Source organism: Parabacteroides sp. CH2-D42-20 (assembly GCF_003670185.1).
Classification (GTDB): Bacteria; Bacteroidota; Bacteroidia; order Bacteroidales; family Tannerellaceae; genus Parabacteroides; species Parabacteroides distasonis.
This window is the reverse complement of record NZ_RAYG01000020.1, coordinates 1-21,850: the sequence shown is the minus strand read 5'-3', so window position 1 is coordinate 21,850 and position 21,850 is coordinate 1. Positions and strand designations below refer to the sequence as shown.

17 protein-coding genes, 2 rRNA genes and 1 other RNA gene are annotated in these 21,850 nt (G+C 44.6%); 6 read left to right on the top strand and 14 right to left on the bottom strand.

Annotated elements, in window-relative coordinates:
• The first annotated feature begins 122 nt into the window (after positions 1-122).
• Complete coding sequence (mdh, locus tag D7V92_RS12445; RefSeq protein WP_005855409.1) at positions 123-1,064, top strand: malate dehydrogenase; 942 nt, start codon at positions 123-125, stop codon at positions 1,062-1,064.
• A 267-nt stretch (positions 1,065-1,331) separates the two neighbouring features.
• Here mdh and D7V92_RS12440 read toward each other — a convergent pair whose 3' ends face one another.
• The 5 genes from D7V92_RS12440 to D7V92_RS12420 all read right to left on the bottom strand — a co-directional run bounded on the left by D7V92_RS12440 (position 1,332) and on the right by D7V92_RS12420 (position 8,653).
• Complete coding sequence (locus D7V92_RS12440; protein ID WP_008771626.1) at positions 1,332-1,796, bottom strand: hypothetical protein; 465 nt, start codon at positions 1,794-1,796, stop codon at positions 1,332-1,334.
• 184 nt (positions 1,797-1,980) lie between these two features.
• Positions 1,981-2,748, bottom strand: a complete 768-nt coding sequence (gene lpxA / locus D7V92_RS12435) for an acyl-ACP--UDP-N-acetylglucosamine O-acyltransferase (RefSeq protein WP_008771625.1) — start codon at positions 2,746-2,748, stop codon at positions 1,981-1,983.
• Positions 2,749-2,771: 23 nt separating this feature from the next.
• On the bottom strand, positions 2,772-4,163 hold the full coding sequence (locus D7V92_RS12430) for a TolC family protein (RefSeq protein ID WP_005865140.1): 1,392 nt from the start codon (positions 4,161-4,163) through the stop codon (positions 2,772-2,774).
• A gap of 3 nt (positions 4,164-4,166) precedes the next feature.
• Positions 4,167-7,388 carry an efflux RND transporter permease subunit gene (locus tag D7V92_RS12425; RefSeq protein WP_005865138.1) on the bottom strand — a complete coding sequence of 1,074 codons (3,222 nt, stop codon included), beginning with the start codon at positions 7,386-7,388 and terminating at the stop codon, positions 4,167-4,169.
• Between the two features lie 53 nt (positions 7,389-7,441).
• Complete coding sequence (locus tag D7V92_RS12420) at positions 7,442-8,653, bottom strand: efflux RND transporter periplasmic adaptor subunit (RefSeq protein ID WP_008771622.1); 1,212 nt, start codon at positions 8,651-8,653, stop codon at positions 7,442-7,444.
• 301 nt (positions 8,654-8,954) lie between these two features.
• Here D7V92_RS12420 and D7V92_RS12415 point away from each other — a divergent pair, with 301 nt between their 5' ends.
• From D7V92_RS12415 to uxuA, 4 genes are all read left to right on the top strand, one after another.
• Positions 8,955-9,581, top strand: a complete 627-nt coding sequence (locus D7V92_RS12415; protein ID WP_008780866.1) for a hypothetical protein — start codon at positions 8,955-8,957, stop codon at positions 9,579-9,581.
• 34 nt (positions 9,582-9,615) lie between these two features.
• A complete protein-coding gene (locus D7V92_RS12410) occupies positions 9,616-10,677 on the top strand; it encodes a LacI family DNA-binding transcriptional regulator (RefSeq protein WP_121772991.1) in 1,062 nt (353 codons plus the stop codon).
• On the top strand, positions 10,677-11,489 hold the full coding sequence (locus tag D7V92_RS12405; protein WP_005855387.1) for an SDR family oxidoreductase: 813 nt from the start codon (positions 10,677-10,679) through the stop codon (positions 11,487-11,489). The genes D7V92_RS12410 and D7V92_RS12405 overlap by 1 nt, the downstream gene beginning before the upstream one ends.
• Positions 11,490-11,563: 74 nt before the next feature.
• Positions 11,564-12,742 (top strand): mannonate dehydratase, encoded by a 1,179-nt coding sequence (uxuA, locus tag D7V92_RS12400; protein WP_005865129.1) that lies wholly within the window; start codon positions 11,564-11,566, stop codon positions 12,740-12,742.
• A 178-nt stretch (positions 12,743-12,920) separates the two neighbouring features.
• Here uxuA and D7V92_RS12395 read toward each other — a convergent pair whose 3' ends face one another.
• The 4 genes from D7V92_RS12395 to D7V92_RS12380 all read right to left on the bottom strand — a co-directional run bounded on the left by D7V92_RS12395 (position 12,921) and on the right by D7V92_RS12380 (position 16,233).
• Positions 12,921-14,219 (bottom strand): TRAP transporter large permease, encoded by a 1,299-nt coding sequence (locus D7V92_RS12395; protein WP_121772990.1) that lies wholly within the window; start codon positions 14,217-14,219, stop codon positions 12,921-12,923.
• 12 nt (positions 14,220-14,231) lie between these two features.
• The gene (locus tag D7V92_RS12390; RefSeq protein ID WP_121772989.1) at positions 14,232-14,702 is read right to left on the bottom strand and encodes a TRAP transporter small permease; all 471 of its coding nucleotides are present in this window, start codon (positions 14,700-14,702) and stop codon (positions 14,232-14,234) included.
• Positions 14,686-15,681: a TRAP transporter substrate-binding protein gene (locus tag D7V92_RS12385; protein WP_005855377.1), complete on the bottom strand. Its 996-nt coding sequence runs from the start codon at positions 15,679-15,681 to the stop codon at positions 14,686-14,688. Before D7V92_RS12385 ends, D7V92_RS12390 begins: the two co-directional genes overlap by 17 nt.
• Before the next feature lie 249 nt (positions 15,682-15,930).
• The gene (locus tag D7V92_RS12380) at positions 15,931-16,233 is read right to left on the bottom strand and encodes a helix-turn-helix domain-containing protein (protein ID WP_005865121.1); all 303 of its coding nucleotides are present in this window, start codon (positions 16,231-16,233) and stop codon (positions 15,931-15,933) included.
• Positions 16,234-16,656: 423 nt separating this feature from the next.
• On the opposite strand from D7V92_RS12380, the gene D7V92_RS12375 reads away from it, so the two are divergent.
• Positions 16,657-17,478, top strand: a complete 822-nt coding sequence (locus D7V92_RS12375; RefSeq protein ID WP_121772988.1) for a M23 family metallopeptidase — start codon at positions 16,657-16,659, stop codon at positions 17,476-17,478.
• Between the two features lie 40 nt (positions 17,479-17,518).
• Here D7V92_RS12375 and ssrA read toward each other — a convergent pair.
• The 5 genes from ssrA to D7V92_RS12350 all read right to left on the bottom strand — a co-directional run.
• Positions 17,519-17,918, bottom strand: a transfer-messenger RNA (tmRNA) gene (gene ssrA / locus D7V92_RS12370).
• Between the two features lie 84 nt (positions 17,919-18,002).
• Positions 18,003-20,315: a beta-glucosidase BglX gene (gene bglX / locus D7V92_RS12365; protein WP_121772987.1), complete on the bottom strand. Its 2,313-nt coding sequence runs from the start codon at positions 20,313-20,315 to the stop codon at positions 18,003-18,005.
• Between the two features lie 206 nt (positions 20,316-20,521).
• Positions 20,522-21,403 (bottom strand): alpha/beta hydrolase, encoded by an 882-nt coding sequence (locus tag D7V92_RS12360; protein ID WP_005865072.1) that lies wholly within the window; start codon positions 21,401-21,403, stop codon positions 20,522-20,524.
• Positions 21,404-21,541: 138 nt separating this feature from the next.
• Positions 21,542-21,652 (bottom strand): 5S ribosomal RNA (rrf, locus tag D7V92_RS12355).
• An 83-nt stretch (positions 21,653-21,735) separates the two neighbouring features.
• Positions 21,736-21,850 (bottom strand): 23S ribosomal RNA (locus D7V92_RS12350); the annotation flags it as partial.

The following is a 21,850-nucleotide window of genomic DNA, read 5'->3' as shown; positions in this document are numbered from 1 at the left end:
TTAATAATGTCCCTCAAAAATATATACGGAAATATTTCTTTATTCCGTAATAGATTGTACCTTTGCCATCGTTAAAAAACATAGCGTATTATTAAGTAATAACATACTAAAACTTATTTATTATGTCAAAAGTAACAGTTGTTGGTGCCGGAAATGTAGGCGCTACTTGCGCAAATGTTCTTGCCTTCAATGAAGTGGCAGACGAAGTTGTAATGCTAGACGTAAAGGAAGGCGTATCCGAAGGTAAAGCGATGGATATGATGCAGACCGCTCAATTGCTAGGTTTCGATACTAAGGTTGTAGGTTGCACAAACGATTATGAGAAGACAGCTAACTCTGACGTTGTAGTTATCACTTCTGGTATTCCTCGTAAACCGGGTATGACTCGCGAAGAACTGATCGGTGTTAACGCTGGTATCGTTAAGAGCGTAGCTCAAAACATCTTGAAATACTCTCCGAACGCAATCTTGGTAGTTATCTCTAACCCGATGGATACAATGACTTATTTGTCATTGAAGTCTTTAGGCTTGCCGAAGAACCGTATCATCGGTATGGGTGGTGCTTTGGATAGCTCTCGTTTCAAATATTTCTTATCTCAGGCTCTAGGCTGTAACGCTAACGAGGTTGAGGGTATGGTAATCGGTGGTCACGGTGACACTACAATGATTCCGTTGGCTCGCTTGGCTACTTACAAAGGTATCCCTGTTAGCAAATTGTTAAGCGCAGAGAAATTGCAAGAGGTTGTTGCTTCCACAATGGTTGGTGGCGCTACATTAACTAAATTGTTAGGTACTTCTGCTTGGTATGCACCGGGTGCTGCTGGAGCATTTGTTGTTGAGTCTATCATTCACAACCAAGGTAAGATGGTTCCTTGCTCTGTTTACTTGGAAGGTGAGTACGGTGAATCTGATCTTTGCATCGGTGTTCCTGTTATCCTTGGCAAGAACGGTATCGAGAAGATCGTTGAGTTGGAATTGACAGCTGAGGAGAAAGAGTTGTTCGCTAAGAGCGCTGCCGCTGTTCATAAGACTAACGAGGCTTTGAAAGAAGTGGGTGCACTTTAATTTGAATTTCTATTAAAGCGATAAAAGAGGCTGGTCCTTCGGGGTTGGCCTCTTTCTTTTTATGTGGATACGGACAGTTACGACGGAACGAAGATAATATTCGTGTTTTTCAATCTCTGAAGATACATACGTATCTCCATTGATTTATTTCAAAAGATCACGGTAAAGCATTTATGACAAAAGTACAGTTTTTGTTTGAATATGAAAAGCCTTCACTAGTTCAATACGAGCTTCACTAAATTTATTCGTTTCATCCCAAACCGGTAATTACTGCTTCAACTTTCCAGCCTCATTCAATACTTTCAGGAAGTTGCTCCAAGCTTTCTCTATCTTTTGCATGTTTTCGTCCCTTTCCTCTTGGTTCCTTACCTCATTTTGTAGAACATCTACAACAGGATATCCATCATATAAATAATATCTCTGATAATCCCCTAATAAGACTGGGGCATTATAGATAACGGAACTTATCGAAGAGATACTGCCTACCGTGAAGTGACCGTTTCCAGCTATCCGGAATTCAACCTTCTCATTGCCTAGCACGTCTTGCTTGATAGAAATATTCTTCTCGAAAACGATTTCTTTTGTAACTGAATTAAAAGATTTGATATCATCCGGGACTTTGATCACTTGTCCGGTAGTAGCCGTATCAAAATTTTCCTCATCATTATCGCAAGCGCAATAACCGATGAGAAATACAGACATGATAAGATATAATAAAAATGACTTTTTCATATTAAACCTCCTTTATTGGATTTCATTGCGTGTTGTCTTATTAGTAAGACACTTAAAAAGAGACAAATGCTGCACGTTTACCATTATTTAACAAACATTATTAACCAAACCGTCCTTCCATTATATAAAAAAAGCCGGAGGAAATGATTTCCTTCGGCTTTTACCTATCGTTTGTTATTGGTATTTATTTGACAATACCTAATTTAGACTCACCAACGAAATCTATAATATGTTGGATCTCCTTACTCATCGGAACCTGATCCTTGATCATTAACAAGGCATCCGTAAGGCTGCTGTTTCCTTGGAAGATGATCCGGTACGCATGACTGATGTGCTTGATAACCTTTTCACTGAATCCCTCATGAGACATGATGAAAGAGTTCACGCCATAATACGTGGTAGGCTCTTGAGCCGCTACGATAAAAGGAGGTATATCCTTACGGAAACGACAGCCGGTTTGAATCATCGCCCAAGCCCCAACCCGGGATCCTTGGCTCATCAATACATTGCCTCCGAAAATCACATAATCTTCCAAGATACAATTTCCGGAAATCTTACTACCATAGCCGAATACACTACGGTTTCCGATCTGCGTATCATGAGAAACATGTACCCCCTCATGCAAGAAATTACCATTACCGATACTAGTACGTCCTTCCGCTGTCGAGGAACGGTTAATCACCACATTCTCACGGATCACGTTGTCATCTCCGATTACGGCGATCGTATCACCTCCCTTATAAAAGAAATCCTGAGGCTCAGCAGCGATAACAGCCCCGTTAAATACACGGTTGCGATTTCCCATGCGTGTACCGCTCATCAAGCTGGCATGAGGCATGATCTCGCAATCATCCCCGATCTCCACGTTCTTATCAATGTACGCAAAAGGATGAATCGTAACGTTCTTCCCGATCTTTGCGCTTGAATCTACATATGCTAATGGACTAATCATAACTTTACTACATTTAAAGGTTATTATTCTCTACCACCACCGATGGCACTGTATAAACTGACAACCGCTTGCATACGTTGCACATTGTCGGACACTTCCGTCAACTGAGCACTCAAAAGGCTCTGCTGTGCGGAAAGGATTTCCAAATAAGTAGATTGAGCCGACTGGAACAAGGCGCTGGTATAAGCCACCGCTTTCTCTAGCTGCTCGATCTGCGCTCTATCTTGGACAAGCTTCTTGCTCGTGGCATCATACTGATGTAAAGCATCACTCACCTCTTTACCAGCTTCCAGAATTGTCTGCTGATAATTCATTTGAGCGATCTTCTCTTCTGCCTTCGATACCTTCAAGTTAGCGACCAACTTACCATTGTTGAAGATCGGTTGGGCCAACGAAGCCAAAGCTTGAAACATAAATTGACCCGGATTGGCGACAGAGATACCTGAACCATTCGTCCAACCTGCTGTCGCCGTGATATTCAATCCCGGATAAAAAGCGGCACGGGCTTTGTTCGTCGTATAATAGGCACTGGCAAGTGTCATCTCCGCGATCTTCACGTCCGGACGATTCTCCAACAATTGCAAAGGCACACCCACCATGATATCCTCCGGCATTACTTGTTCCTCCAAAGTACCCCGATCAATCTGTTGAGGAGCCTTAGCCAATAACACGGACAATGAGTTTTCCACGCTACGCACCTGACTTTCCAACTCGATCAACGAGCCGGAAACCTGATGGTAAGCGGCACGCATTTGCGTCACGGCAGCCTCGGTAGCCATACCCGCTATCTTCATAGCCTCCATGACACGAACATTCTCTTTATAGATATCAACCGTCTTAGCGGTAATTTCTACCTGCCGATCAAGCATCAACAAGGTATAATACGTATTCGCTATACCACCGATCAATTGAGAGCGCACGGCCTGTCTTGAATACTGGCTCTGTAAGTAGGAGGCTTTTTGGCCACGGCTCGCATTCAAGAGCTTTCCGAATAGGTCAACCTCCCAGCTAGCGGCCAAAGGCGTTGAGTAAGCCTTTACGTATTCGCTATTTCCAATCGATGTAATCGTCCCTTGGGGAGCGAAATTAATAGAAGGCAAGAAAGACAGACGGGCGGAAGTCAACAATACTTTCGCTTCCTCTACCCGAAGAACGGCTGCCTGCATATCTACATTATTGGCTAATCCCTCCTCAATTAACGCCTGTAACTTCGGATCACGAAAAACTTCCTTCCAAGGAAGGTTTCCCATATTGGTCGTATCCGCGGAGGCTAATGTATCAGTCTCGGAAACCGGATCACGATAAATTCCCGTCGCATCGATGGAATCCGGACGCTCGTATGCCTTATAGATATGGCAACTGCTTAACAAAGCAGTCGCACATACCATATATATAATTTGTTTCTTCATTGTCATCTCTTATTTTATTTTAGCGTACTGTTCTATTTCCGTACTCATATCGCTGTTATCCAAATCTTCCCATTCGATCGGCTTGAATTTCTCCTGTAAGTACTGGAATACCACGAACAAAACCGGAACAATAAAGATCTGAAAGATCATACCGATGAACATACCGCCGATAGCCGCTGTACCCAATGTACGGTTACCGTGCGCTCCTACTCCGAATGCGAACATCATAGGCAACAATCCGACCACCATCGCCAATGAGGTCATCAAGATCGGACGCAAACGGGCGGCGGCTCCTAATACGGCAGCCCATGTGATACTCATACCCATACGACGACGTTCCAAAGCGAACTCTACGATCAAGATAGCGTTCTTCGCCAACAAACCTACCAACATGATCAAGGCGATCTGCATATAGATATTATTAGACATGGTTCCTACGATCATCTTCAACGCCGGGATATTTCCCAAAGCGGCCCAACCTTGGACGAACAAGAAGCTACCCATCAAACCGAACGGCACGGAGAGCAATACGGACAAAGGAAGGATGTAACTCTCATACTGTGCGCTCAACAGCAAGTAAACGAATACGAAACACAGCAAGAAGATCAAAGCCGTCGTGCTGCCACTCGTACTTGCCTCCTCACGTGCCATACCACCTAACTCATAGTCGAAACCTGCCGGAAGCGTTGTCTTAGCCACCTCGTCAATCGCTTTCAACGCCTGACCACTGGTATAACCATCCGCCGGGGCAACCATGACCTTGATGGCGGTATACATATTGAAACGGCTGATGATATCCGGGCCATATACCTTCTTCATCGTAATGAACTGGGAAATCGGAGCCATATCGTTACCACTCTTTACCTTGATGTTCTTCATGGACTCCATATTCTTACGCAAATCGGGATCCGCTTGCACCATTACACGGTACATCTTACCGAAACGGTTGAAGTTAGAGGCATATAAACCACCATAATATCCCTGCAAGGTAGACAAGATGTCCTTCGGACTGATACCGGCTTTCTTACAAGCGGCAGCGTCGATATCGATCTCATATTGCGGGAAGTTCGGGTTAAACGTAGTTTGAGCGGACTTGATCTCCGGACGTGCCGTCAAAGCAGCCATATATTCCTTGGAGATATCAAAGAAACGATCCAAATTACCTCCGGTCTTATCCTGCATATTCAACTCAATATCACTGGACGCAGAGTAACCCGGGATCATAGGCGGCGTAAAGAACAATACCTGAGCGTCTTTCACGATCTTTTGGGCACGCATGAACAAACTACCATATACGATATCCGAGTTCTGCATCATAGAACGGTCTTCCCAGTCTTTCAACTTGATGATAAATGAGCCGTAAGAAGGTCCTTGACCACCGATAAAACTGAAACCAACAACCGCCGTACGCGACTCTACCGCCGGATCCGCAGCGATCAAACTATCGACCTTATTCATCACCTCATAGGTACGCTCCTGGGAAGTTCCCGGTGGTAACGTAACGGCACCCATGATCGTACCCGTATCCTCGTTCGGCACCATACCGGTAGGCGTAACCTGCATCAAGAATACCAATACGGCGATACAACCGGCGACAATACCGAATGAAAGCCATTTCTTCTGGATAAAAAACACGACCTGCTTCTTATACTTAGCTAGCAAAGAATCGTAAGCCGCATTGAATGAGGTATGGAAACGGGAAATAAATGTCGTTTTCTTTTCTTTATGCTCCTCATCATGCGGTTTCAGGAATATCGCACACAAGGCGGGACTCAATGTCAAGGCGTTCAAAGCGGACAAACCGATAGCGATCGCCATCGTCAGACCGAACTGGCGATAGAACGTACCGGCCGTACCTCCCATGAAACTTACGGGAATAAACACGGACATCATGACCAACGTAATGGAAACAATAGCGCCACCCAACTCGCTCATGGCATCGATAGAAGCTAGTTTCGCCGACTTGTATCCTTGGTCCAACTTGGCATGGACACCCTCGACGACGACGATCGCATCATCGACCACAATAGCGATGGCAAGCACCATAGCACAAAGAGTCAACAAGTTGATACTAAATCCGATCAAGGATAACATAAAGAAGGTACCGATCAAGGCAACCGGGATAGCGATAGCCGGAATCAACGTAGAACGCAAATCCTGCAAGAACACATATACCACGATAAACACCAATACGAACGCCTCCAACAAAGTCTTGATTACCTCATGAATAGAAGCGAACAAGAAGTCATTGGCATTCATGGAAATATTCACCTTCATTCCGGGAGGCATTGTCAACTGAGTTTCCTCCAGCAAGGTTTCAATGTTACTAATTGTTTCCGTAGCGTTGGTTCCCGGCATCTGGTAAACGATACAGGTAACGGCGTCGTGACCATTTACACGGTTGATAAAGTTGTAAGTCAAACGCCCCAACTCGATATCGGCGATATCTTTCAAACGCAAGACCTCACCATCCGGCAAAGCCTTTACAACAATCTGCTCAAACTCATTAGCCTCTTGCAAACGTCCTTTATAGCGGATCGTATATTGGAAAGACTGATTTCCTTGTTCGCCGAACGAACCCGGAGCGGCCTCTACGTTCTGTTCAGACAAGGCAACGGTTACGTCGCTCGGACTTAATTTATATTGGGCCATCACATCCGGCTTCAACCAAATACGCATGGAGTAGTCTGTACCCAACACGTTGGCATCACCGACACCCGGCACACGCTGGACTTCCGGGATCAAGTTAATCTTCGCGTAATTCTCAAGAAACTCTGAGTCATAACGATCATCTTCCGCATATACGGAGAAAACCAACAACATTGAGTTCTGACGTTTCTGGGTCGTCACACCAATCTGCGTTACCTCGGCAGGCAACAAACCTTGTGCCATAGATACACGGTTCTGCACATTGACAGCCGCCATATCCGGATCCGTTCCTTGCTTAAAATAAATGGAGATATCCGCAGAACCATTATTAGAGGCATTGGAACTCATATACATCATGTTCTCAACACCATTGATCTGGTCTTCCAAAGGCGCGATCACACTATTCAATACCGTTTGCGCATTGGCACCCGTATAAGTTGCCCTTACCGAAACGGTTGGAGGGGCGATATCCGGATATTGGGTAACCGGCAAGGAAATCAAGCCTAGGAAACCCAAGATGACAATCAAGATGGAAATCACCGTGGAGAGCACCGGGCGGTTTATAAATCTATCTAATTTCATATCTTTCGTTTTTACTCGACAAAAGCGAATATTTGTCTTATTCTATATACCTATTAATTAAAAGCAGTCTGCAAATTACCGTCATGCTGGTCTTTCAAGGCCTGATCGTACTTTGCCTTTTGCTGCTCACGAGTAATCGGCTGGATTTCCTGGCCGTCTTTCAAGATCTGTACGCCTTCCACGACAATCTTATCACCGGACTTCAAGCCTCCCGTCACTAAATAATTTTTGCCATCATTCAAATTGGAAACCTTGATCTCGGTATTCTTCACGGTATTATCAGGCTGCAATACAAATACGAATTTCTTATCCTGGATCTCCACGGTAGCCGATTGAGGGATCGTAATGATATCGTTCATCGTATATGGGAAGATGATATTACCAGTACCACCGCTTCGTAAGACATTTCCCTCGTTAGAGAAAATAGCACGCATGCTTACAGAACCGGTAGATTGATCGATAACACCGCTCACGGCATCAATCTTACCCTCATGATGGTACGTAGAGCCATCCGCCAATTGCAGTCTTACGGCCGGCATCTTCTCTAATTGCTCTTTCAAGGTACCACCGGCTTTCGTCAATGCCAATAGCTCCTTTTCCGTCATAGAGAAATACACATACATATCACCGATCTCAGATACGGTAGTCAGCGGTTGAGCGATCGAAGCGCTTACCAAGCTACCTACACGATACGGGAATGTACCGACAACACCGTTCGAGGGACTTGTAACCGTACAGAAAGACAAGTTCTGGTTAGCGCTAACCAATTGAGCCTCCGCCTGCGCCAAGCTCGCTTTTGCCGACATCAGCTGGTTCACGGCAGTCTGATACTCGAAATCACTGATGATTTTCTGATCAAACAAAGTTTTCTTATTCTTCTCGGTCAATGTTAAAGTGCTTACGTTTGCCTTCGCCATCTCTACCGCGGCCTTAGCCTGACCTACCGCGGCAGCGTACTGCGTAGGATCAATTTGGAACAACGCCTGTCCTTTACGAACCGTAGCTCCCTCATCCACACATAATTTCACGATAAATCCAGAAACTTGAGGACGGACTTCGATATCCTGCGTACCTTTGATGGTAGCCGGATAGGATGTTGTTTGGTCGCTAGTCGTTGAATTGACCGCCATCACAGCGAACTCAGCATCCCCTAATTTCATACCACTCTGACTGTTTCCACAGGCAGTTAATAAAGACATACCAACCGCAAACAATGCGATCTGCCTTAACTGAGTAATCGTAATTTTCAGCATTCGTTTATCCATATTTGTATATAATTATATATTCAAGGCTGTTTTTCAGTTACCTTCTCTTTCTAACCCAAGTGGAGATCTTTTACATCTATTCACACAATAGGGTCTTTACTCGCTGTTTCATCCTACAAATGTAGAAACTTTTTACACGATTTTCTGTTTCCTACTTATCTTTTTCACCTAAATTAATAGCACTTAAAAGGAAGCGCCTGTTGAAATACATCTCTTTTGGTTTCAAACGAAAATAAAATTGTTTTTTTCAACAATATATTTTACATTTGTGTCCACACACAATAAACAAATATTATATATTATGGAGCCTAAATTTATAATATCAGAAGTATTCAGTACCGCATGGAAGGGAACGAAGTCGCAGCTATGGATATTAGCCGGATTATTAATCGGATATTGTATCTTGTCTTTCACGCTGACAGCGTTCGCTATGCCCATGCAAAGTTCTATTATCGGTAAAATCATCGTAAACGTGATCAGCGCGTTATTCTCCATTATTTTCTCCTTAGGATATATGAAAAATATATTTCAGGCGTTGGATGGGGAAGAACCTCAGTTTTCCGCATATGGACAACAGACAAAGAATATCATCACCTACTTTCTAGCGAGTCTTATCACGGGATTTGTCGTATTGGCGGGTTTCTTATTTTTTATCATCCCCGGTATTTATCTGGCATTGCGCCTTCAGTTCTTCCAAGCCTTTATTATCGAGGAAAACGCCGGGATTATCGAGTCTTTGCATAAAAGCTGGGAGATAACGAAAGGACAAGTATTGCCTCTGTTCATTCTGGCGTTGGTTATGATCGGGATCCTGATATTAGGATGTATTTTGTTCGGTATCGGAATTTTCGTCGCCGTTCCTCTTATCTATATGATGTATGGCTACGTTTTCCGTAAATTGAACACTCCTCTTCAAATACTCGAATAAACAGAGAGGACGAATACACACTACAATCTATACCATGAATAAAAATTACAGGATAAAAGATATCGCCGAATTATCCGGCGTATCAACCGGTACGGTAGACCGCATTTTACATGAGCGGGGAAAGGTATCGGAGGACGCACGGAAAAAGGTGGAGAAAGTCTTAAAAGAAATTGACTATCAACCAAATCTGATAGCCCGTTCTTTAGCGTTGAAGAAAAAATATCATTTCATCGCTTTGATCCCTTCTTTTCTTGAAGGGGAATACTGGGCGAAACTAAGCCAAGGGATCGAGAAAGCGGAACGGGAATTGTTTAGCTATAATATAGATGTCGAGCAAATCTATTTTGACCAATACGATAGCAACAGTTTCGACGAATTAATCCCGAAGATTGAGACCGCGGATTGTCAAGGGGTTATCATCGCTACATTATTCAAGCAAAGTGTCTTGACCTTGACCCAGCGGCTAGACCAGAAAGGTATTCCTTATATATTAATCGATTCTTTTATCGACCACACGAATTGTATCTCTTACTACGGAACGCATTCATATGATTCGGGGTATATAGCGGGACGCCTTTTATTCGAGCAAATCCGTGAAGAGGACGATCTAGTGATTTTCCGTTTCACCCGTAAGGGGGATTCATGTTCTACGCAAGTGCAGAAGCGAGAGGAAGGATTCCGGGATTATCTCGCCAATACCTCATTCAAGGGAAAGATTCATTTGCTGCATGTGCACGCGGATGACCGAGAAGAGAATACGAGACTACTGAATACTTTCTTCGACAAATATCCTCAAGTAAGAATCGGTATCATCTTTAATTCGAGGGCCCATTTCCTTGGAGATTATCTAAGTAGCGAACGGCCGGACTATCCTTTCAAACTTCTTGGCTACGACGTGATAGAACCGAATGTCCGTTATCTGGAAAACGGCTTGATCACGCATTTGATCGCCCAGCGACCGGAGGTACAAGGATATCATTGTATCAAGGCACTTTTCAGGCATTTGATCCTTAAGGAGAAAATTGAGCCTGTCAATTATATGCCGATCGATATCTTGGTAAAGGAAAATATACAATACTACAATAATTATATCTGATGAACTCCTTATTTAGCGTAAAAGAGAAAGTGATTTTGTTGACCGGAGGCTATGGTATATTAGGAGCCTGCATGGCCAAGCACTTGGCGAGAGAAGGCGCGTACGTCGTAATCCTCGGACGAAACGAGCAAAAAGGATCTGCCTTGGTCAATGAGATTAAAGCGGAAGGGGGCGAGGCCTTATTCTTGGTTTCAAACGTATTGGATAAAGCCTTGCTGGAGCAAAACAAACAAGAGATATTGAAAGCATATGGGAAGATTGATGTTTTAGTCAATTTGGCGGGTGGTAACCAAGCCGGAGCGACGATTCCTCCCGACAAGACGATCTTTGATCTGGATATCGATGCTTTCCGGACAGTCGTAGACCTGAACTTATTCGGGACCGTACTGCCGACAATGGTCTTCGCCGAGGTCATGGTGGGACAAGGGAAAGGAAGCATTATTAACATCTCGTCCGAATCATCCCTACGCCCATTGACTCGTGTGGTTGGCTATGGATGCGCAAAAGCCGCTATCAACAATTTCACGCAATACATGGCCGGGGAGCTGGCGATTAAATTCGGAGAGGGCCTGCGAGTGAACGCCATGGCACCGGGATTCTTCCTTACCGAGCAGAACCGGGCATTGATGAGCAATCCGGATGGATCACCTAGTGATCGTTGCAACACGATCGTCGCACACACGCCGTTCCGCCGCTTAGGAAAACCGGAGGAGTTACTCGGTACTTTACAATGGCTGGCGAGCGACGCCTCCGCATTCGTAACCGGTACCGTGATCCCCATAGACGGAGGTTTCGACGCTTTCTCCATCTAAATAATGTGCCAACCAGCCATGCATCAAACCGCATTGGCATATTGGCACATTGATAAATTTAAAAATTATTCATTATGTATCTATGTGAGCAAACTTGGCGTTGGTACGGACCGAATGATCCTGTCAGCCTTTGGGACATCCGTCAGGCGGGTGCCACCGGTATCGTAAATGCGTTGCACCATATCCCGAATGGGGAAGTTTGGACTACGGAAGAGATTCAAAAGCGGAAAGCCTTGATCGAATCCGCCGGATTACGGTGGAGTGTGGTTGAGAGTGTGCCCGTACACGAGCATATCAAGACGCAAACCGGGGATTTTCAAACCTATATAGAGAACTACAAACAAAGTATCCGTAATCTGGGAGCTTGCGATATCCGGGTAGTTACTTACAACTTCATGCCGGTATTGGACTGGACTCGTACCGATTTGGCTTATACGATGCCGGATGGTTCCAAAGCCTTGCGCTTTGAACGCGCGGCTTTTATGGCGTTCGACTTATTTATATTGAAACGACCGGCGGCGGAAGCCGAATATACGGAGGCGGACAAGGCGAAAGCCAAGGCACGCTATGACGCTATGAGCGAGGAAGACCGCCAGCTGTTGGTTCGCAATATGATCGCCGGACTACCCGGCTCGGAAGAGACTTTTACGATCGAGCAGTTTAGGGAAGCGTTAGACCGTTATAAAGATATCGACGCGGAGAGACTTCGCTCGAACCTGATCTATTTCTTACGGGAAATAGCTCCCGTGGCGGACGAGGCCGGTGTCAAGCTCGTTATCCATCCGGATGATCCCCCCTATTCCATTCTCGGGCTTCCCCGCATCTTGAGCACGGAAGACGATTTCCGGAAGTTAATAGAGGCCGTGCCGAATCCAAGCAACGGGCTTTGCCTATGCACAGGTTCTTTCGGTGTTAGAAGTGATAACGACTTGGCCGGGATCATGGAACGTTACGGGGATCGGATCGATTTTGTTCATTTCCGCAGCACGCAACGAGATTCCGAGGGTAATTTCTTCGAGGCGAACCATCTGGAAGGCGATGTGGATATGTACGGTGTCATGAAAGCCTTCCTTGAACTACAGCAACGCCGCCAATGCTCCATCGCCATGCGACCGGATCATGGACATCAAATGATAGACGACCTAAAGAAGAAAACCAACCCGGGCTACTCCTGCATCGGACGTTTACGGGGTCTGGCCGAGCTACGGGGATTGGAGATGGGTATCGCCTTATCCCTGTTCAAAGGACATTAAAAAGACAGCGTCTTACAGTTAGCACAGTACTGTGTACGAAGTACCGCAGTACTGTGGCTAAAGTATTACAGTACTCTGTACGAAGTATTGCGGTACTCAGTACGTAAGTACTGGAATACTTCGTACAGAGTACTGCCCTATTTATAGCACAAGGCTACCTCGACTCTATGGGGGAACATCACAAACCGAACAACCGGGGAATCAATAAACTTAAATCCGGCAAGAAGGCCACCAAGAACAAGACAATAACCATCGCCGCGAACATCGGCAGCAACGGACGGATCACCTGATCGATCTTTGTCCCCGCCACGCTACATCCGATAAACAATACCGAACCCACCGGTGGCGTACATAATCCCACACAAAGGTTCAATACCATCATGATCCCGAAATGTACCGGGTCCATCCCCAATTGCCCCGTCGCTATCGGCAGGAAGATTGGGGTAAAGATCAAGACAGCGGGCGTCATGTCCATAAAGATCCCGACAATCAATAGAATCACGTTGATAAGTATCAAGATGACCACCGGATTGTCGCTTATGCTCAGCAGAGCGGCACTTACCGTTTGAGGAATATTCTCATAGCTCATGATCCAAGATAAGCCCGTACAAGTCGCCACCAAAAGAAGGACGATAGCCGTAGTCTTGGCCGATCGCAATAACACTTGCGGCAATTTAGCCCAAGTAAGTTCTTTATAGATAAAAGAGAGGATTAACGCATACAGTACAGCGATCGCCGAAGCCTCGGTAGCCGTAAACAGTCCCGCCAAGATTCCTCCGATCACGATCACCAATAGCATCAAACTAGGGATCGCCCTGAAAAATACCTTTGTCGCCTCCGAGAACGGAACACGTACGCCAACCGGATACCCCTTTCGTGCGGCAAACATAGCGGCTACGATCATGATCGCCACTCCCGTAAGAATTCCCGGTAGATAACCAGCCATAAACAAGGCGGATACAGAGACTCCACCACTCGCCAAGGAGTAAACGATCAAGACATTACTCGGAGGTATCGTCATGCCGGTAGTGGCGGAAGAGATATTTACGGCGGCACTGAAATTCGGATCGTAACCGGCCTTTTTCATCTCCGGTGTCATAATACTCCCGATAGCAGAGGCAGCGGCGGCGGCAGAGCCACTGATCGCCCCGAATAACATATTCGCCACGACATTGACCACCGCCAGTCCTCCGGGTAACCGTCCGACCAGCACTTTAGCGAAATCGATCAAGCGCAAAGCGATACCTCCGCTATTCATGATATTCCCCGCCAATATAAAAAACGGGATCGCCAGCAGAGCGAAACTGTCCAGACCCGAAGCCATACGCATCGCATAAGTCGTAAGGGCGGGAAGCGAGTCTATATTCACGAGCATCGTCAATATACCCGCCACACCGATGCTATACGCTACCGGAACCCCGACCACCAGCAGGAAAAAGAAACTTATCACTAATACGAGTATACCTATAATATCCATATCATCAGTCTTTTAAGAATTAGAGGAACGAAATAAGGTGATCGCGTTATCTATCGCATAATAAGCGGTAAGCAATCCCCCTAGCGGCAATGCCAAATACACATATCCTAAATTAATCTCTAAGGAAGCCGAAGTAACTCCCAAATGAAAACGAGTGTATACCAGCCAAGCCCCTCCTACGATCAATACAAATACAGCGAATAAAAATACGATCAAGAAGATAAACAATCGCAAGAGCTTCCTGCGGGAAGGACGTATATGTTGAAGTAATAAATCGATCGCGAGATGCTCATTTTTACCGGATACATAAGCGGCCCCCAGCAATCCCACCCAGATCAATAAATATCCGGCCAATTCATCCGTCACGGAACTCGGGGAAACCAGAATATACCGGCTTAATACCTGCCATAGCACATCCACGACCAAGAAAGCCATCAAGAAAATCAACGATAGCTCCAATCCTTTATCAATTATCTTTCTCATGGGTATTCTGTATTTGATCTATTAAATCATGAAAAACCGGATCATTCTTAAACCGCTCGATCATCGGGGCGGCGGCATCCATAAACGGCTGCTTATCCGGGTAAATAATTTCCACTCCGTGTGCTTCCATCTCCTCTAGCGATTGCTTCTCTTGCTCCGCCCAAAGTTTCCGTTGATAAATAGCGGCTGCGTCAGCGGCCTGTCGCAGCCAATTACGTTCTTGTTCCGTCAGCTTCTGCCAAGTAGCCAAGCTAATGATGATCACGTCCGGACACATCGTGTGCTCATTGACAGAATAGTATTTTACCACCTCATGATGGAACGCCGTCGTCACGGAAGGCGTATTATTCTCGGCTCCATCCACGACATTACTTTGTAAGGCCGTATACAATTCACCCCAATCCACGGGAGTAGCCGAACCACCGAATGTCTTCATCATCTCCACGGCTATCGGGCTCTTTTGCACACGGATCTTCAGTCCTTTCAGATCCTCGGGAGTACGAATCTGCTTGTTTACCGTATAAAAGCTACGGGCCCCCGAGTCAAAATAAGCGAGTCCCCTAAACCAATAAGGTTCCGTTGATCCCAATATCTGTTTACCTACCGAACCATCCAACACCTCGAAAAACTGCTCACGGGAACGGAATAGATAAGGTATGCCAAATACCTTAAACGGATCGGCAAATCCTTCCAATGCGGCGGAGGAAACTTTCGTGATATCGAGACTTCCTATTTGAAGCAACTCTATACATTGATTTTCAGACCCCAATTGAGCGGAAGAATAAATATCCATGCTCATCTTTCCTCCGGACAACTCTTTCAGACGCTCGTTCATATAGAGCAATCCTAAATGGACGGAATGGCTGGGGGGCAATCCGTGTGCCAGTTTCAGCACCCTTACTTCCTTTACCCCTTCCTTACAGGAGAAGGAGAAAGATACGCACATCAGGAATAGCAGGGCAGTCTTTAGAACTTTCATATTAGAAATGTTAACAATTCGTTGTTTATCGACAAATATAAAGGAAATAATCGAATTGTGCACGTACACAGAAGAAAAAAGTGGCCGCTTTCTTCCTGCCTATATTCACATACGGAACAAGAAGAGTACGGCCTTGATTTAACCTATTTCTCTAATGTTATGATGAAACATTGAGACGGTCAAATGTAGAAACAATCAAAGCGACCGGTCTTATACCGACCGTGATCTTATTTCACGAAAGCGTGAAACTTATTCACGCCTTTTCTCTAACAGCCATTTACGGATCTCCTCTATATCTTCCTTGTCCGCTTCTATAGTGATTGAATATCGCCGGGGTTCGTCCGCTAAATACACCTCCCGCAAGAAATCATAGGCTAAGACTTCCGATATACGCAGTAACAAATCAACATCAATACTGCTTCGCTTAAATATCTTATAAATATTGGTACGTTCATAATGCAACGCATGGGCAAAATCGGAAACCGAAAGTCCCCGCTCTTCCATTTTCTCTTTTATTAACGAACCGATATGTATCTCCTTTTGTTCTTTCATATACAAAAGCCGTTTTTAAGGTAATCCTATCTCATAAATAAACCCACATCTGAGAAAAGGTGTGTTACACTTTACCTTAAACCCGTCAAACTGCGGCACGACCAAATGCCTTGTACACAACAGAAATAAGGCAAAGGAACACACCAAATACAGGTGTATTCGCATTGTCTATTTCTCTGTGTACTTTAAATTGGTCGTTTTCAGTTTAGAGAAATGCCAGCAAATACAATATCGTCATCCTCCCTGACCAAAGAGACAAACTAGTCCCCTCAATCATCGTATAATATCTCCATTTTACCTTTACAAAGGTAGGCAAATTCAACTATCAGAAAAAACACAAAGAATAAAAAGAAGTATAAACATATCGGAAATATAGGCCATTGAAAGAGGCTTTTTTATACTTTTGTGGTAAAACAATATCTAATGGCATCTAAAATACACAACGGAATACTCATTCTTACGCTAATTTTATTTGCGTCTTGCCGTACGCAAAGGCCTGCTCCACGCCCGGCCCCTCCCGAGACTGTGGATTTCCCTACGGCAAATATTCCTCTTCCCGTCGTGGATTTCAATTTCATGTTGCCGGAAGCTCCGGAGCTAGCGGTTTGTCATTCTCCTAGAAAAGATATCACGGAAGCCTTTACGCCCCGTGATAAAAGCCAGATAGCGATCAAGGACCCCAAGCTATTCGATGAGAATAACACGGAAATTATTGATTTATCCTTGATCCCCGCCGGGGAATACGCATTTCCCCTTCCTAATGGAAACGTGATCTCTCCTTACGGGGGAAGGAGAAGACATCATTCCGGAGTAGATATCAAAACTTGTGCCAACGATACGATCGTGTCTGCTTTCGATGGTATTGTCAGGATGGCGAAACCATTCGCCGCCTATGGCAACGTTATCGTTGTTCGCCATTATAATGGACTGGAAACGATCTATAGCCACAACTCCAAGAACTTGGTTAAACCCGGAGATCGTGTTCTCGCCGGACAACCGATCGCCTTAACCGGACGTACCGGCAGGGCTACTACCGAGCATTTACATTTTGAGACTCGTATAAACGGAGTTCATTTCAATCCGAATATCGTCTTCAACATGGCTAAAAGGAAATTACGTTCAAAATGTCTGGTTTGTACCCAGAAAGGTAATAACGTAATCGTCAAATCGGTTGATATATTACCCCATCAAAAGGCTGGTCCATACGTACCGCCACCTCCTTATAAATGGGTTTACAATGAATGAAAAAAGGCCTTACGGGCAATCCGTAAGACCTTTTTTCATTCCGTGGAGATGGAGAGATTCGAACTCTCGTCCAAACGAGGAATTAATTTGCTTTCTACATGTTTATCTTCGCCTTCATTGTCGGGGAAGAGCAAGACCGAAGCCACCCACTCATCCCTTATCCTCTAAAGTTTCGCCTGAGACCCGAGGCTTATCTCAAACTATCTCCGATATTGCTGCACCACCTGATCGGAACGCTTCGGAGCCACAGCATCCGGGTGATGTCACGTCCCCGCAACTTTTGCAGGGATTAAGCTTGAATCTACTATACTTCGATTAAGCAGCGAGAGCGTAATTATTTTCGCCAGTTAATTGTTCGTTGTCTGAGATTTAAGTGCAAGCCAACCACGCACTACATGCTTACAAACCACTTCTACCCGCTGTCAAAACCGGTCATCCCCATGGTTTTGTAATATTTCTTTTGGCAAAGATACATATAATTTCGAATTTAGCAAAGCCCCATAACTGATTCCTTCCGATTAGGATTATTTTAATGTAAACGAAGCAGTTTTCACCTCTTTACTATTTCCACCGATCATTACCTGAAACTCACCCGGCTCAGCGACATAATCTAAGGTTGAATCGTAGAATTTCAACATATCCACATCAATATCAAAGGTTACTTTCTTGCTTTCTCCCGCTTTTAACGCAACTCGCTTGAATCCTTTCAATTCTTGGACCGGAGGGGTTATGCTGCGTACGATATCACGTAAATAAAGCTGTACGATTTCCTCTCCATCCTGAGCCCCAGTATTGGTAACAATCACGGATGCTTGAATTTTTCCATTTGCATCCATAGAATTCATATTCAAAGATACATCGCCATACGTATAAGTCGTATAACTCAAGCCGTAACCAAATGGATAAAGAGGCTCATTCAACACATCTATATAATTGGAGACATAACGAGTGTACCAAGCATCGGGAGACATAGGGCGTCCTGTCATCTTATGATTATAATAGATCGGACATTGGCCTGTTACACGAGGAAAAGACATGGTTAACTTCCCTGTCGGAGAAACCTTTCCGGTCAAGACATCGGCAATAGCCGCTCCTGCTTCCGTACCACCGAACCATACGTTCAAGATCGCATTCACCTGCTTTTCCTCGGATTGTAATGCCAAAGGTCTTCCGGTAAAAAGTACCATTACGATCGGCTTTCCTGTCTTCTGGATAGCATCCAGTAATTTTTTCTGCGTTTGCGGCATTTCAAGGATGGCTCTACTAGCGCCTTCTCCACTCATATCTATCGATTCACCCAAAGCAGCGATAATCACATCAGCGCCTTCCACCACTTTTAGGGCCTCGGCGATTAATTGTTCATCGCTTCTATCATCCCGGGTTGAACGATTTTGATCCGTAAAGTTCGCTTCATAAACGGGATCATCGACTAGATTGCTGCCTTTTGCAAAAACAACCTCTACTCCATTTCCCAAAGATTCCTGTAAATCCTCTACCAATCCATGATAAGATTTAGTCTGCTCATCATATTTCCACGATCCAGCCATATTCGCCTTGCTATCCGCTAAAGGACCGACTACAGCGACCTTACGACATCCTTTAAGTGGAAGCAAATTATTATCATTTTTAAGTAACACGAAAGACTCCGCCGCAATACGACGGGCCGCAGATACATTATTTACCGACAAGAACTCTTTGGCGGCTCTTTTCGGATTACAATATTTATATGGATCATGGAACAATCCCAATTGGTATTTTGCGATTAGTATTCTCCGGCAAGCAGAGTCAATCTCAGCCTCTGTTATTTTCCCATCTTCCAATGATTTCTTTAATACGGCATGATAACAGTCCGCTATCATATCCATATCGACACCCGCCTTTAGCGCCTTGACTCCGACTTCCTGACTATTACCTATTCCATGGTTTACCATCTCCGCTATTGCCGTAAAATCAGACACGACAAAGCCGTTAAATCCCCATTGTTTACGCAACACGTCATTAAGAAGCCAAGTATTTCCGGTCGCAGGGATACTTTCAAATTCGTTGAATGAAGTCATGATACTTCCTACTCCTGCTTCTACAGCAGCCTGATAAGGACGCATGTAATAATTCATGGCAGTCACACGGCTCATATCTACCGTATTATAATCCCGACCAGCCTCGGCCGCTCCATAAAGCGCATAATGCTTTACACATGCCATAAGAGTCGTATCAGCCGATAAATCATTGCCTTGATAACCACGCACCCATGCTTGAGCCATTATACCTCCAAGAAACGGATCCTCGCCCGCTCCTTCCTTTACTCGTCCCCACCGGGCATCATGAGATATATCGACCATCGGGCTATATGTCCAACAGATACCATCAGCACCAACTTCCTTTGCGGAAATTCGAGCGACCTCTTCTATATTCTCCGGTTTCCAACTACACGAAAGACCTAGAGGAATGGGAAAAACGGTTTTATAACCATTACAAATATCAGCGCCAACAATTATAGGAATCCCCAATCGACTTTCTTTAACTGCGACTTCTTGTAACTGCCGGATCGCATCGACACCGAATATATTAAATATACCACCAACCTCTCCTCGTACAATACGACTGGCTATCTCACTCTTTTTAGGATTTGGCATTACGTTTCCATAACTAGGAAGATTCAATTGGCCGATTTTCTCATCAACGGTCATTCGACTCATTAGACCATTTATAAATTCATCCGCACTTTTCTGTTCAATCTCAGCTCTTGTGATTCTCTCACTTTTTTCTCGCGCTATCGAACAAACAGGCACTATACATGCCATTGAAATAAATAAAACTGAACTTTTAAGGAATTTCATAACTTAGCTTTTTTACTTCAAAAAAAGCCCGAATAACAGAGAACAGCAATAAACTCACTACTTCAAAGATACGATATGCTATAGAACACGCTTTCCCGGACTACGCTTTTACTACGTTTACCATCAATAATAAACTAGTAATAAATAAATTGCGCAATCGATTTAAGAATCTACTCCGCAAGTCTCCAGAAAAGATATCTGGAGTTCTATTCGATCAGACCGATCTCACGAAACCAATCTTCAGCCCGATCCGGCCATTCATTTACAGACGCTCCCGTATCTCGTAACCCATATCCATGGCCACCTTGACTATATAAATGCATCCATGCCGGAACACCAGCTTCCTTTAAGGCATAATAATAGAAAATACTACTGTTGATATAAGATTTATCATCTTCCGCTTGAATTAACATGGTTGGAGGTGTGGCAGATGAAACCTTTAACTCTGGTGCCAATTGGAAATTCTCTCCATCTAAATAAGCAGGATAAACCAATAAACAATAGTCCGGACGACAACTTACTTTATCCGTAGCATCAATAGCCGGATAAGTACGTTTCAAAAAATTATTGCTAACCATGGCAGCTAAATGGCCACCAGCCGAGAATCCCATCACACCGATTCGCTTTGGATCTATATTCAAGTTCTCAGCGTTCGCTCGAACATAACCAATCGCACGCTGTACATCTTGCAAAGGAGCTTCGTGTTTTTCCAGTCCTTCCCGTCTTGGAACCCGGTATTTAAGTAAGACCGCAGTTATTCCAAGATTATTAAGCCATTCACAGACTTCATCACCTTCCAAATCATAAGCTAAAATATTGTAACCACCACCGGGACAGACAATCATAGCGGCACCCGAGGCCACTTCATCCGGAGCATGATATATAGTAATCGTTGGCTCACTCACATTCGTAATACGCAAAACACTCTCACCACCGGTTTTTCCACCATCCGTATCAGCTTTCTCTATTAATTTAATAGTTTCTCCCGGCGCCCCTTTTGGGAATAATAAAATCGGATTTTCTTGTGCCATAGACGTATTGATTAAACAAACCCCAATCAATAAAGGGAATATCCACTTCTTAACCATACAACACATTATTAAGTTATAGGGAGCGAATATATACATCTTATTTTATTTATCCAATCAGAATCGAATAAATAAAAACAGAAAAAGGAGTCACCCCTTACGGACTGACTCCTCTCCATCGGCTATCGCCTTGCTTCAAGACGGCGGCTACCTACTCTTCCACTGTTACGCAGTACCATCGGCGTGACGAGGCTTAACTTCTCTGTTCGGAATGGGAAGAGGTGGATCCCTCGTGCTATAGCCACCTTAATTTCATTATCAAGATTTTGACCAGACATCAATCCGAAGAGACCAGCTTCGCCTTATCGTCTTAAAATATATCAACCTTCACTGTGAGGAAAGTCCCGGGCAATTAGTACCACTCGGCTTCGACGTCGCCGCCCTTACACCTGTGGCCTATCAAGGTCATCGTCTATAACCACCCTTCAGGGAGATCTAATCTTGAGG